General features: G+C 46.5%; 13 protein-coding genes. 4 read left to right on the forward strand and 9 right to left on the reverse strand.

Annotated elements, in window-relative coordinates:
* Positions 1–8: 8 nt before the first annotated feature.
* Positions 9–584, forward strand: coding sequence for a tRNA adenosine(34) deaminase TadA (gene tadA / locus DPF93_RS18005; protein ID WP_114767463.1), 576 nt, complete (start codon positions 9–11; stop codon positions 582–584).
* A gap of 265 nt (positions 585–849) precedes the next feature.
* Here tadA and DPF93_RS21540 read toward each other — a convergent pair whose 3' ends face one another.
* Both DPF93_RS21540 and mltF read right to left on the reverse strand, forming a co-directional pair.
* On the reverse strand, positions 850–984 hold the full coding sequence (locus tag DPF93_RS21540; RefSeq protein ID WP_279628078.1) for a hypothetical protein: 135 nt from the start codon (positions 982–984) through the stop codon (positions 850–852).
* Positions 985–1,243: 259 nt separating this feature from the next.
* On the reverse strand, positions 1,244–2,803 hold the full coding sequence (mltF, locus tag DPF93_RS18010; RefSeq protein WP_114767464.1) for a membrane-bound lytic murein transglycosylase MltF: 1,560 nt from the start codon (positions 2,801–2,803) through the stop codon (positions 1,244–1,246).
* Between the two features lie 387 nt (positions 2,804–3,190).
* Between mltF and purL the strand changes: the two genes are divergently transcribed.
* Together purL and DPF93_RS18025 are read left to right on the forward strand one after the other, a co-directional pair.
* On the forward strand, positions 3,191–7,099 hold the full coding sequence (gene purL, locus DPF93_RS18020) for a phosphoribosylformylglycinamidine synthase (protein ID WP_114767466.1): 3,909 nt from the start codon (positions 3,191–3,193) through the stop codon (positions 7,097–7,099).
* A 307-nt stretch (positions 7,100–7,406) separates the two neighbouring features.
* Entirely contained in the window at positions 7,407–7,742 is a 336-nt protein-coding gene (locus tag DPF93_RS18025) for a DUF3622 domain-containing protein (protein WP_075651752.1), read from the forward strand.
* A gap of 77 nt (positions 7,743–7,819) precedes the next feature.
* Here DPF93_RS18025 and DPF93_RS18030 read toward each other — a convergent pair whose 3' ends face one another.
* The 5 genes from DPF93_RS18030 to purM form a co-directional block, all read right to left on the reverse strand.
* On the reverse strand, positions 7,820–8,011 hold the full coding sequence (locus DPF93_RS18030) for a DUF4250 domain-containing protein (protein WP_075651754.1): 192 nt from the start codon (positions 8,009–8,011) through the stop codon (positions 7,820–7,822).
* A gap of 2 nt (positions 8,012–8,013) precedes the next feature.
* Positions 8,014–8,217: a YaeP family protein gene (locus DPF93_RS18035; RefSeq protein ID WP_114767467.1), complete on the reverse strand. Its 204-nt coding sequence runs from the start codon at positions 8,215–8,217 to the stop codon at positions 8,014–8,016.
* A 134-nt stretch (positions 8,218–8,351) separates the two neighbouring features.
* Positions 8,352–9,005, reverse strand: coding sequence for a tellurite resistance TerB family protein (locus tag DPF93_RS18040; RefSeq protein ID WP_114767468.1), 654 nt, complete (start codon positions 9,003–9,005; stop codon positions 8,352–8,354).
* Between the two features lie 248 nt (positions 9,006–9,253).
* Positions 9,254–9,892 carry a phosphoribosylglycinamide formyltransferase gene (gene purN, locus DPF93_RS18045; protein ID WP_114767469.1) on the reverse strand — a complete coding sequence of 213 codons (639 nt, stop codon included), beginning with the start codon at positions 9,890–9,892 and terminating at the stop codon, positions 9,254–9,256.
* A 3-nt stretch (positions 9,893–9,895) separates the two neighbouring features.
* The gene (gene purM, locus DPF93_RS18050; protein ID WP_114767470.1) at positions 9,896–10,936 is read right to left on the reverse strand and encodes a phosphoribosylformylglycinamidine cyclo-ligase; all 1,041 of its coding nucleotides are present in this window, start codon (positions 10,934–10,936) and stop codon (positions 9,896–9,898) included.
* Positions 10,937–11,115: 179 nt separating this feature from the next.
* Between purM and upp the strand changes: the two genes are divergently transcribed.
* Positions 11,116–11,742, forward strand: coding sequence for a uracil phosphoribosyltransferase (gene upp, locus DPF93_RS18055; protein ID WP_075651764.1), 627 nt, complete (start codon positions 11,116–11,118; stop codon positions 11,740–11,742).
* A 341-nt stretch (positions 11,743–12,083) separates the two neighbouring features.
* Here the strand turns inward: upp and rluF are convergent, their stop codons facing one another.
* Both rluF and smrA read right to left on the reverse strand, forming a co-directional pair.
* The gene (rluF, locus tag DPF93_RS18060; RefSeq protein WP_114767471.1) at positions 12,084–13,352 is read right to left on the reverse strand and encodes a 23S rRNA pseudouridine(2604) synthase RluF; all 1,269 of its coding nucleotides are present in this window, start codon (positions 13,350–13,352) and stop codon (positions 12,084–12,086) included.
* A 100-nt stretch (positions 13,353–13,452) separates the two neighbouring features.
* On the reverse strand, positions 13,453–14,031 hold the full coding sequence (smrA, locus tag DPF93_RS18065) for a DNA endonuclease SmrA (RefSeq protein ID WP_114767472.1): 579 nt from the start codon (positions 14,029–14,031) through the stop codon (positions 13,453–13,455).
* Between the last annotated feature and the right edge of the window lie 32 nt (positions 14,032–14,063).

Below are 14,063 nucleotides of genomic sequence, written 5' to 3' on the forward strand. Positions count from 1 at the left end.
TCTTAGGTATGCTTCGCGGCATACCTATTTTTTTATCAATTTTACCTGTTTTATATAGGGAGCCCAGTTTGGATCAGCAGTTTTCCGCACTCGATGAGCAATTTATGCGCCGCGCCATGACGCTTGCCGCACAAGCAGAGCAAGAAGGAGAAGTCCCTGTTGGGGCAGTATTGGTAAAAGATGGCGAAGTGATTGCAGAAGGTTGGAATCAATCGATTGGTCGTCATGACGCGACCGCGCACGCGGAAGTGCAAGCATTGCGTAAAGCAGGACAATTGCTAGAGAATTACCGCCTATTAGACACGACCCTTTATGTCACGCTAGAGCCTTGCCCAATGTGCGCTGGCGCCTTGCTGCATAGCCGTGTTAAACGGATTGTATTTGGCGCGCCAGATCTTAAAGCGGGTGCGGCAGGGACGGTGTTGAATCTGTTTGAGCATCAGGCAGCATATCACTATGCAACCATTGAACGTGGCTTATTGGAAGATGAGTGTCGTGAGCAGTTGCAAGCCTTCTTCAAACGTCGTCGTAAAGAAATTAAGGCGTTGAAGCAAGAAAAGGGCAATAAAGAACAGAATAGCTAGTTTTTAGTTAGTAAACATTAGCTAGCAAGCTTGCGTGAGTAGATCTTAGTTAGCAAACATAGAGCTATGTTTGCTAACTTCTTGCTAAACCACGAATTATACCAAACAGCATAAGTCTTTGAGCATTCTTGCTGATTAAAATCGCTGATAACGTTGTTGCAGATTTTGTAATTAGAATCACTAGTTAGCGGCAATCTGCGCCTAGTTCTAAGCGATTTTCCTTGCGCAATTTTCTGACCACTTACTTATCCTGATTGGTATTCGATTAGTGGCTAGACAATTGCACAAATGCACGATGGCGAGCAATCACCTTTTTCTTGTTGTTTGCTAGTTTGCGTTTACGGCGGTTAGCGGCAACAGTCTTTTTTAGGCGTTTTGATTGCATGCTACGTTTTCGCATAAAACAACCTCCAAATTATACGAATTGCATACCGGTTAAAACCGAAAAATTCCCACCCAAACTGCGATGAGAATTAGCTGCTTACCTTTGCAACTTAGGTTGCTTAGGTAGATTTCATTGGATTTTTATCATCAGAGTTGATGGCTGTTTAGCCATCAACTCTGAAAGGGCAGTGAGTATCTCTGCTTTTACGGGGAGAATTCAAGGGAAATCTGCATAAATCGAGACTTCCCTTGATTTAGGATATGAAACCAGTGTTTTAGTTGGTTTTATCGTTTGCTTGGTCAGTTTTCTCGGCATTTTCCGGTGTGCTTTCAACAGCACCAGAGAGAGAGCTCTCTGCCCCTGAAAGCATTTGCGGGTCGATTTCAATCACAGTTAAATCATTGATATCGACTTCACCTTCATCTGGTGTTTGCTGCTCAATATGCCCGATGATGCTTTGGTAATAACGGCGGATATTTTCAACGTAATTACGTGCTTCATCACCTCGAGCGTAACCATAGCGGGTTTGACGATAGTATTTCGCTTGGCGCAGCAGCGGTAAGCGCTCTTTAACGTCAGACCATTGGTCTGGGTTACCACCTTGCTTTTTCGTTAGGCGGCGCGCATCCATAACATGGCCATAGCCCACATTGTAAGAAGCCAGCGCAAACCAAATTTTCTCATGTTCATTAATTGAGTCTGGAATTCGGGCAACCATGCGGCGCAAGTATTCAACCCCGCCTTTCACCGATTGCTCAGGATCGAGTCGATTAGTCACACCGACACTTTTCGCTGTTGGCAGTGTAAGCATCATCATGCCTCGTACCCCAGTTGGTGAGCGGGCAATCGGGTTCCAGTGCGATTCTTGATACGCCAGTGCTGCAATCAAGCGCCAATCAAACTCTTCAGAATACTCTTTAAACAAAGGTGCCCATTTAGGCAGCTTGTTATCCAGTGCGCGGATAAAGGCACGGGTATCGACATAGTCAAAGCTACCGATATGACCGATGTATTTCTCTTCCAACTGCGCCAACTGATCTGACTGCTTTAGGTGTCCAAAAAACTCAATCACCATGGCATACAGGCTTTCATCGTCTGAACGACGTAAAAACCATGAAATTGGTTGGTCTTCCGTTAGCTCAAATGCGGTTGCCACATCGGGGTAGATACGTTGTGAAAGTGACACTTCAACTGAATCTGCCACGGTAAAGAGGATTTTACCTTCTGAGACTTGTTTCAGTAGATCGCTGACATCGGCAGATTGATTAATTTTAAATTGAAACTCTGGGTGATCACTTTTGATTTTACTCAGAGTTTGATTGAAGTGAGAGTCACCCACAATGGTGATCACTGGCTCGGCATTATTTGCTTCGATAAGCTCGGCTTGTTTTTTCAGTAGCTGTTCAAGGTTACGTGGACGCCATTGACCTTTTTTATAGATCAACTGCTGGCTAACGTAATAGTAAGCAGGTGCGGGTCTAAAGCGTTTGATACGCTCAGGCGATTGAGTTAACCCAGCGGCAATAATATCAATCTCGCCATTTTCCAAGGCAGGATAAAGGTTCGAGATTTGGTAGACAGGTTTCATTTCAAGGCGCACACCCAGCTCTTCAGCGAACTGACGTGCGATTTCATAGTCCAAACCGGCAGGACCATCAGGACCAATATAGTATGAAAGTTGGTTATTTAATGTGCCGACACGCAATACGCCGCGTTCACGAATTTGGTCGAGATCGCTCTTTGGCGCAGACTCAATCTGACAGCCAGCCAGCAACAGTGTGCTAAGGGCAAGTAAGATGTATGTGCGTGCTTTAATTAGAAATTGGCTACTCATTCATAGTTTCTCGTACTTCATGTACCGCATTTATATCAGAGTAGGCGGTCAAGGCAAAGTAAAGCTGAAGTGTTCGCGAGGGTGGCTAAGTTTTTCTGCCCAATGAGAAAAAATTTTGTGTGGATGTTTGAGCTACTGCAGAGCGTTGCAAGCGAGGTGCCATCAGGGGTGGTGAGCCATGCTGGAATTTGCAGCAAGGGGTTGTATTTCAAATTTGACAAAAAAATAAAGCAAACGTTTGCTTTTGGTGTTACATCACAAAAATAAATCCTTTATAATGCGCCCGCAACCCGAGGTGAAATTGGTATGGGTCGTCAGTGGTTACTGAGTTAACTATCTGAATTTATTCCAATATCACCTTAATCAATTGCAGAGAGACCTAAGCACATGAGAATTTTGCGTGGCTCCCCAGCTCTTTCCGAGTTTCGTGTTAACAAACTACTAGAACTTTGCCGTGAACAGCAGTTGCCTGTGAACGATATTTACGCAGAGTTTATGCACTTTGCTAATTTGAACGCTGATCTAGATGCGTCTGAATTAGATAAACTTGAGAAGCTTCTCACCTATGGACCAACCATTGAAGAGCACGAGCCGCAAGGTCTGCTGTTGTTGGTGACGCCACGTCCAGGCACGATTTCGCCTTGGTCTTCAAAATCGACTGATATCGCACGTAACTGTGGTTTAGACAAAGTAAAACGTCTAGAGCGCGGTACGGCTTATTATATCGAATCGTCAGTTGCGCTTTCGGCGCAGCAAATCGACGCTGTGAAAGCACTTATTCATGATCGCATGATGGAAGCGGTGTTCACCGAACTTGAAGCGGCCGATGCGTTATTTAAGGTATCTGAGCCTGCTCCTGTGGCGCATGTTGATATCTTAGCGGGCGGTCGTCTTGCGCTTGAAGAAGCAAACGTTTCCCTAGGTCTCGCGCTGGCTGAAGATGAGATTGATTACTTAGTTGAGAACTTCACTAAGCTCGGTCGTAATCCAAATGATATCGAGCTGATGATGTTTGCTCAGGCGAACTCAGAGCACTGTCGTCATAAAATCTTTAATGCAGATTGGACTATCGATGGCGTCGAGCAAGAGAAGTCGCTGTTTAAGATGATTAAAAACACTTACGAGACAACGCCAGATCACGTGTTATCAGCATACAAAGATAACGCAGCGGTAATGGTGGGGTCTAAAGTTGGTCGCTTCTTCCCAGATCCACAAACTCGTCAGTACAACTACCATCACGAAGATGCGCACATCTTAATGAAGGTTGAAACTCATAACCACCCAACCGCAATATCGCCATGGCCAGGTGCTTCGACCGGTTCAGGCGGTGAAATTCGTGATGAGGGCGCAACAGGTATCGGTGGTAAGCCAAAAGCGGGTCTGGTAGGTTTTACTACATCAAACCTACGTATTCCTGGTTTTGAACAGCCATGGGAAACCGATTTTGGTAAGCCAGGACGCATCGTAAACGCACTCGACATTATGTTAGAAGGTCCACTGGGTGGCGCGGCATTTAACAACGAATTTGGTCGTCCAAACCTACTCGGTTACTTCCGTACTTACGAAGAAAAAGTGACTTCACATGCTGGTGAAGAAGTTCGTGGTTATCACAAGCCGATCATGATTGCTGGTGGTTTGGGTAATATCCGTGATCAGCACGTGCAGAAGAAAGAGATCCCAGTTGGCGCGAAGCTAATCGTGCTGGGCGGTCCTGCAATGAACATTGGTCTTGGTGGTGGTGCAGCATCTTCAATGGCATCGGGTCAATCGGCAGAAGATTTAGACTTTGCATCCGTGCAGCGTGAAAACCCAGAGATGGAACGCCGCTGTCAGGAAGTGATTGACCGCTGTTGGCAACTTGGAGAGCAAAACCCGATTGCCTTTATCCACGATGTGGGCGCGGGCGGTATTTCTAACGCATTACCAGAGCTTGTTGATGATGGTGAGCGTGGCGGTAAATTCCAGCTGCGTGATGTACCAAACGATGAGCCGGGCATGAGCCCACTTGAGATTTGGTGTAACGAATCGCAAGAGCGTTACGTAATGGCAGTTGCGCCAGAAAACATGGCAGTATTTGATGCCATCTGTAAGCGTGAGCGCGCACCATATGCAGTAGTTGGTGAAGCGACAGAAGAGCGTCATCTAACTCTAGAAGATTCGCATTTCGATAACACACCAATTGATATGCCAATGGATATTCTGCTTGGTAAGCCGCCGAAGATGCACCGTGATGCAACGACGCTAAAAGTGGATAGCCCAGCGATCAGCCGTGATGGCATTGAAATCAACGATGCGGTTGAGCGTGTACTGCGTCTACCGACCGTAGCAGAAAAAACTTTCCTAATCACCATTGGTGACCGTTCGGTAACCGGTTTGGTGGCGCGTGATCAAATGGTTGGTCCGTGGCAGGTGCCAGTTGCTAACTGCGCAGTGACAGCAGCAAGTTACGATTCATACCACGGCGAAGCGATGTCGATGGGTGAACGCACACCAGTGGCTCTGCTTGATTTTGGCGCGTCAGCCCGTCTTGCAGTGGGTGAGTCATTAACTAACATTGCTGCTACCGATATTGGCGATATTAAACACATTAAACTGTCGGCTAACTGGATGTCTCCTGCGGGTCACCCTGGTGAAGATGCCGGTCTTTACGAAGCCGTAAAAGCGGTGGGTGAAGAGCTTTGTCCTGCATTGGGCCTTACTATCCCTGTGGGTAAAGATTCAATGTCGATGAAGACCAAGTGGGAAGATAATGGCGAAAATAAAGAGGTGACGTCACCACTGTCGCTGATCATTACTGCTTTTGGTCGTGTAGAAGATGTACGTAAGACGGTGACTCCTCAACTTCGCACTCCAGACAACCTTGAGGGACTAGGTAACACTTCACTGGTTCTTATCGACCTAGGTAACGGTAAAAATCGCTTGGGTGCGACGGCACTGGCACAGGTTTACAAGCAGTTGGGTGATAAGCCTGCAGACGTAGATAGCGCTGAGCAGCTAAAAGGCTTCTTCGATGCGATGCAGTCTCTGGTTCGTAACGATAAGCTGGTGGCTTATCACGATAAAGGTGATGGTGGTCTGTTTGTTACTTTGGCAGAGATGGCATTTGCTGGTCACTGCGGCGTGAAAGCTAACGTTGCTGAGCTTGGTGATGATGTGCTTGCGGCGCTATTTAATGAAGAGCTTGGTGCGGTGGTACAGGTTAAAGACGAGGATCTTGATGCGGTACTGTCGACTTTGGCAGCCAATGGTCTTGAGGCATGTTCACATGTGATTGGTGAGGTGGAAGCATCTGACAAGATCACGATTACCTCTGGTGATGCAATTGTGCTTGAGCGTTCTCGTACTGAACTACGCACTATCTGGGCGGAAACTACGCATAAAATGCAGGCGCTACGCGATAACCCAGCTTGTGCGGACCAAGAATTTGCGGCGAAAAAAGATAACTCAGACCCAGGTTTGAATGTATCGCTGAGCTTTGATGTAAACGAGGATATTGCCGCGCCTTACATCGCTAAAGGTAGCAAGCCAAGAATGGCAATCTTGCGTGAGCAAGGTGTCAACTCGCATGTAGAAATGGCAGCCGCGTTTGATCGCGCTGGCTTTGAAGCCACTGACGTGCATATGAGCGATATTCTTAGTGGGCAAGCGGTACTAGATGAATGTAACGGTTTAGTTGCGTGTGGCGGCTTCTCTTACGGTGACGTATTAGGTGCTGGTGAAGGTTGGGCGAAGTCGATTCTATTCAACGCACAAGCTCGTGAGCAGTTTGAAAGCTTCTTTAACCGTCAAGACACCTTCTCTCTCGGTGTGTGTAACGGCTGTCAGATGCTGTCTAACTTAAAAGAGCTGATCCCAGGCGCTGAATTATGGCCTCGCTTTGTACGCAACGAATCTGAGCGCTTCGAAGCGCGCTTTAGCTTGGTTGAAGTACAGAAGTCGGACTCAGTGTTCTTTGATGGTATGGCTGGTTCACGTATGCCAATCGCGGTATCGCATGGTGAAGGTCGCGTTGAAGTACGTGATGCTCAACATCTTGCGGCGCTTGAAGCATCAGGAACGGTTGCGGTGCGCTACGTGGATAACTTTGGTAAGCCAACACAGCAATATCCAAATAACCCGAATGGTTCACCAAACGCTATCACGGGTCTAACTACTCAAGATGGTCGTGTAACGATTATGATGCCGCACCCTGAACGTGTATTCCGCACTGTGGCAAACTCATGGCATCCAGAGAGCTGGGGTGAGAATGGTGCTTGGATGCGTATGTTCCAGAATGCGCGTAAGAACCTAGGTTAAGTTTGATTCTGAGTTATTGATTCTCAATTCTTAACTCTCAACTCCAGACTTTTATTTGGTTGTGAGATTGGTTAACTATTGATAGTAACCGCTAGCAAACTAGCCGCCGAAGCACTCGCGACGGCGGCTTTTCTTTATTTTTCTGACTCGTTGCGTCGTGAGTTAGCGTAAGAAAAATGGCGCATGGCTAGATTGAGCGCGCGGTTTGTGCTCTAATACGCCGCCCCAAAGGAGGGGAATGATCGACTTAGCTGAGCGGGAATGCAGCAGGCGAAGTCATTGTTAATAATTCATTAGAGCAAAGACTATGACCACAAGTAAAAAGTTTGCAATTCGCGTATCAGAAAAACGTAACGGTTGGTGTGCAGAGATCACTCGCCAAGTAACTTCTCGTAAGCAAGTAGTATCAAAGCGTGAACAAGGTTTTGAAACAGAAGCACTTGCACAAGAGTGGGCTGAAAAAGAGCTAGCACAATTCGTTGAGAACCAAGTTAAACGCAACGAGCGTAAAGCGGATCAACGTGCGGAGCGCAATGAGCGTCAAGAGCGTGAAGCAGCAGAGCGTAAAGCAGCAGCAATGCGTCGTCGCAGCGAAGCAGCACTAGCAGCAGAAGCTGACGAAGAAGATGAAGACGATTTCTAATCGCTGACAAAATCTGAATCTAAAAAAACCGCCTATCGGCGGTTTTTTGTTTTTATCCAGTAAATCTTTGAATGAGTTTAGCGAAACTGCCCAGCGTCAGGTAAAAACTCAAAGCCTGCGGTCGCAAGTTTTGCTTCTAGTGCTTGGCGATCAATATCAAAAAACTTAACCAACTCGTCCAGATCGCCAGCGAAGTCATCACGCAGCTTCAAGTTGACGATACTCATCAGCATGATTGGGTCCATGCTCTCAAATTTGCTCAGATCCATGCTTAGTCCTCAAAGTCTGAGATTAGTAGGTTAGCTGCTGCGAAAGCCGCTTTTTCACGAACTTGCAGATCTAGATTAGTATCAGCAGCAATTTCGTTTAGCGTGCGCACTGCACAGGTAATTGCCTGAGGAATATAGCCCTGATCGCCACTGCCAATCTGCGCGTAAAGCTCACGTACTAAATCACAACAATCGTATACTTTCATCGTATTACATCCACTATAAATGAGAACTTATCTCACTATACTGCTTCTATTACTCAAGTTCAAAGCTAGATAAAACATAGCACTTGAGCTAACTCAATTCAGACTAAGGTTTGCTGCAATCTTGCTCAACTGGGTTAACTATTAAGTTGCAGTTCGAGCTGCTGGGTTACCTCAGGGGCTAAGTTGAGCTGTTTTGCGAGCTCCTGCAAGTAGGCTTTTTCCATAAAGTTTTGTTCATCAATCACGATAAGCGATGCTAAATAGATTTCTGATGCTTGCTGTGGTGTACGCGCTAATTGCGCGATATAGCTTGGGTCAAGTGGCTTGTTGAGCTCGGTATGGATTAACGCTTGTAGTTGCTCATCGGCACCGGCTTGCTTAATGGCAGATTCAATATGTGCCATTTCTGCTTGATCGACATGCCCATCAGCTTTGGCTGCCGCAATCATGGCTTTAAGGATCAACTGATCATGAATAGTGTTATTGGCATCAAATGCTTCAGGTGCATTTTGCGTGGTGGTTTGTTTGCCTTGCCAATCGTTGTACACCTTATAAGCCAGTGCGCCAAGTGCTGCCGCCCCGCCGACTTTAAGTGCATTTTTGCCGACTTTTTTACCGATCTTTTTACTCTTTTTTGAGCCCATTAACAGGTTAACCAGTCCGCCGCCAACCGCCCCAGCACCAAGAGATTTTAGAGTATTTGATGTTGAGGCACTTTTAAGTTGTTGTTGCCCTTGGCGAAGCACATCGGAATTAAGCGCCTGATTTAGTAATGATTTGATATCCATAAATACCTCAAGTTATTGGCTGGGAAAATAGGGATCGCAAGGATTAGGTTAGCTTAAGGAAAATGAACGGGGGATTAATGAAGTGGAATCGAGAATACGGATGCGGGAAAAGAACTTAGCGGAAGAAAACGAGAATCGAGATAAACTCAAACTCTCGTCTAATATAGTGGTGATCGTTAAGCGACATTCTCACCGCGCCTTCATTCCGTAGCGCAGCGTTCCGTCATCCGTGAGCTTGCGTTCTGTTTTTATTCCGTCGCGTAGCCGTGCATGCCGAGTAGTTCACCATCTAGGTAAGCTTTGCCATCGCGCATTTCTAAACGCTCTTCAACAAACCATTTTGCCACCATCGGGTAGATGCGGTGCTCTTGGTTTTGTACGCGTTCAGTAAGCGATTCAACGCTATCTTCGTCGAAAATTGGCACTTTGGCTTGCAAGATTACTGGACCGCCATCAAGTTGCTCAGTGACGAAGTGAACACTGGTACCGTGTTCTTCATCACCAGCGTGGATCGCACGCTGGTAAGTATTAAGACCTGGGTACTTAGGCAATAGAGAAGGGTGGATATTGATCATGCGACCTAAGTAGTGGCGCACAAACTCGCCACTTAGGATACGCATATAGCCAGCAAGGATAACCAAATCGGGTGTAAATTCATCCATTTGGCGCATCAACTCATGATCAAATGCGTCACGAGTATCGAATGCTTTAGGATCAAGAAACACGCCCGCTGCCCCCGCGATTTTTGCACGTTCAAGTGCGTAGGCTTCTACTTTATTTGAGAAAACCGCTGTCACTTTACCATTTTGAATCGTGCTTTCGCAGGCGTCGATTATCGCTTGCAGGTTACTACCGTTTCCGGAAACTAAAACAACAATACTCTTCATAACTTAGTTGATCTCTACTTGCTCTTCGTCAGCTTGTGCTGGTGCGATTGTGCCGATAACCCAAGCATTCTCGCCTTCTTGCTGAAGCAGCGCGACGGCGGCATCAGCTTGCTCTGCTGGCAACGCGACGATAAGACCAACGCCGCAGTTAAAGGTGCGGTACATTTCGTGCGTGGTTACATTGCCTTGTTCTTGTAGCCATTTAAAGATGACTGGCCATTCCCAGCTATTGCCATCAATAACAGCTTTAGTACCTTCAGGTAGTACACGTGGGATGTTTTCCCAGAAACCACCGCCAGTGATGTGCGAAATCGCATGGATATCATGCTGTTCAATCATCTTAAGCGCTGATTTGATGTAAATTTTGGTTGGCTCTAGTAGGTGCTCACCGATAGTGCGACCTTCTAGCTCCTGATTCTTGTCTGCGCCAGACACTTCAAGAATTTTACGTACTAGCGAGTAGCCATTTGAGTGAGGACCACTTGAACCGACGGCGATAAGCGCATCACCAGCCGCCACTTTAGTACCGTCGATGATGTCTTCTTTCTCTACGACACCAACACAGAAGCCGGCTACATCGTAGTCTTCGCCTTCATACATGCCCGGCATTTCAGCTGTTTCACCACCGATTAGCGCACAACCCGCTTGAACACAACCTTCAGCAATGCCAGAGACAACGTCTGCTGCTGTATCTACATCAAGTTTGCCTGTTGCGTAGTAATCGAGGAAAAATAGTGGCTCAGCACCCTGTACAATCAGGTCGTTGGCACACATTGCCACTAAGTCGATACCGATGGTGTCGTGCTTGTTCATATCCAACGCTAGGCGCAGTTTCGTGCCGACGCCGTCAGTGCCAGACACTAACACAGGTTGCTTATATTTGGTTGGCAGTTCACAAAGTGCACCAAAGCCACCAATACCACCCATTACTTCAGGGCGACGAGTACGTTTTACGGCACCTTTGATACGATCGACAAGTGCGTTACCTGCATCAATATCAACGCCAGCGTCTTTATAGCTAAGAGATGTGTTATTGCCACTCACGGGAAGTCCTCGGTCTAGTCAATTGGATATGAGAAAACGGCGCTATTCTAACAGTGGATAAAGTGCAATAGCAAACGTTTGCGCAAGTTTTTTCTCTTACCCTAGATCAAGAAAAACAGAATGAAATCGTATATAATCTGAAGGTTTGTTTAAAAAATACTAAAAAGCCGGAGATGGACATGAAAGTTGTTGAAGTTAAACACCCGCTTGTTAAACACAAAATTGGTCTAATGAGAGAAGGTGACATCAGCACGAAGCGCTTCCGTGAATTAGCGACAGAAGTTGGTAGCCTACTGACTTATGAAGCAACCGCGGATTTTGAAACCGAGAAAGTAACCATTGAAGGCTGGAATGGTCCAGTAGAAGTTGATCAAATCAAAGGTAAAAAAGTAACTGTAGTGCCAATCCTACGTGCAGGTCTTGGCATGATGGACGGTGTACTAGAGCACATGCCAAGCGCACGTATCAGTGTGGTAGGTATTTACCGTGATGAAGAGACACTTGAGCCAGTACCTTACTTTAATAAGCTTGCTTCTAACATCGACGAGCGTATCGCGCTAGTTGTTGACCCAATGCTTGCAACAGGTGGTTCTATGATTGCAACTATCGACCTTCTTAAAGAGAAAGGTTGTCAGGCAATCAAAGTACTTGTACTTGTAGCAGCACCAGAAGGTATCGAAGCACTTGAGCGTGCACACCCAGATGTAGAACTTTACACAGCAGCTATCGATGAGAAGCTAAACGATAAAGGTTACATCGTTCCGGGTCTAGGCGACGCGGGTGACAAGATCTTCGGTACTAAGTAAACCGAATTAAATGTAAAAAGAGGAGCTTAGGCTTCTCTTTTTTTGTCTGAGAGATAGGGCGCAAAGCGGGGCTTTGCTTTGTGAGACGAGCTGCGCTCTTGGATGCGGGAACACGAATCAGAGATTCATTTACGGAGTTGGGAATGCTAAGCGAGGCTTCACTTTGGGAGAAGGCTTTCGGCTGAAAATGTTGTAAATGTCGTTGCTGAGTGTAACGATATTCCGTATTCCGTATTCCGTATTCCGTATTCCGTATTCCGTATTCCGTATTCCGTATTCCGTATTCCGTATTCCGTATTCGCATCCAAAAAATAAGGCTTGCCTTTGGCAAGCCGTATTTTTTATTTCTTCAGCGTCAATGTCCCGCCTACGCGTGGAGCTGAGCTTGGTTTGTGATCGGCTGGTCTGCGATTGGTCGGCTTTGCGTTGCCAGATCTATTGTGGTTTGGTTTGCCATGGTGTGGCTTGCCGCCATGCGCTTTGTCATCTCTAGCGTTGTAAGAGCCGCCATCGCGGTTTGGCTTGCTGTAACCTTTGCCTCTATTGTCGTTTGCACGATCTTTGTAGCTTGGCTTGTCATTGAAGCGCTCGCGATTGCGTTCATTACCTTGTTCATAACGGCGTTCGTTATTACGAGAATGACCACGCTCATTGTTACGCTCGTCATTGCGTTCACCGCGACGCTCACTGTTATAGCTATTGTTTTGGTTGCGACCTTTTTTCGAGTTCGGCGCGTGACGGAACTCATCAGCGTTGCGACCTTTAAAGGTGCGTTCTTTCTGATTACGGCGTGCCGTTGAAGCTTGGTTCTCTTCACGGCTATCAAACAGTTTTGCGTCGGTGGCTTTGCGAATACGTTGACCTTTAGCATCTAATTTAGACGCTTCTTCAGTACTTACCGAGCCTTCACACATTGCGTGAATTTGGTTAATTTCGTCGTCGGTTAAGTAGCGCCACTGACCATTTGGAATACCATCAAGACTAATATTCATAATGCGTACGCGGCGCAGTTTGAACACTTCGTAGCCCAAAGCTTCACACATGCGGCGGATCTGACGGTTTAAGCCTTGCGTCAATACGATTCGGAAAGAGAACTTAGTCTCTTTGGTGACTTTACAAGGTAGGGTCACGGTATCCAGAATGTTTACGCCAGAGCTCATTGCTTTAATGAACTCGTTAGTGATCGGTTTGTCGACACGTACCACATATTCTTTTTCGTGGTTGTTGCCTGCGCGCAGGATCTTGTTAACGATGTCGCCATCGTTAGTCAAAAAGATCAGACCGTCAGAAGGTTTGTCCAAACGACCAATTGGGAAAATACGCGATTTGTGACCGATAAAGTCAACGATGTTGCCTGGGATATTACGCTCAGTTGTACAGGTGATACCGGTTGGCTTATTAAGAGCAATGTAGACCGGTTTTTCTTTCGACTTTAGTGGATTTCCATCGACACAAACATCATCGCCTGCAAGTACTTTAGTGCCCATTTCTGGCAGTTGACCATTAATGGTGACACGACCTTGTTCGATCAACTTATCTGCTTCGCGGCGTGAACAGTAACCGGTTTCACTGATGTATTTGTTTAGGCGTTTGGCATTATCTTGTGACATAGAATTTCTCTTAACGTTTCCCAACGGCAAATTGTAAAGCGCCATGTGAATCCTTCACATGGCGGAGTAAAACGCGGCGATTGTAACAGTCGAAGTGGGATTAGCCCATTCGTTTTTGATGGCGTTCGCGGTTTTCTAGTTTCTTGTCGTCACTTTTACGCAGCAATACATAGACCGCACCAGTGCCGCCGTGAAAGCGTTGCGCGCTATGAACGCATTGCACATCATTGATTTGTGTGAGCCATTGCGCAAGGTAGCTTTTCATCATGGCTGGTGGATTAGAGCGTTCACCACGCCCATGCACAATCATCACGGTGCGAATGTCCATACGCATACATTGCTTAAGGAAGCGAACCACTTCATCGCGAGCATCTTTTAGGGTTTTACGGTGCAAATCGAGTCGAGCTTGAATTGGGTACTTACCTAACCGTAACTTGCGATAAACGCCATCTTGTACGCCATCATGCTTAAACTCGATAATGTCATCGGGTTTAATCATCGGCGCGTGATCAATCGATAGGTATTCTGGATTATCTTCCGTCAACCAAATTGCCGCCTCGCGTTTGGCAAGTTGCGCTTCACTAACATGATGCGTCTTTTTCAGATCGGCAGTGTCATGATTGAGAGGCTTTACGTCGCCCATCATTTGTTGGAATAAGTCGAAGTCGTCTTGAGACATAACTGCATCTCAGGCAAAGAGTTCAATATTGC

Source organism: Vibrio rhodolitus, from assembly GCF_003350325.1.
Classification (GTDB): Bacteria; Pseudomonadota; Gammaproteobacteria; order Enterobacterales; family Vibrionaceae; genus Vibrio; species Vibrio rhodolitus.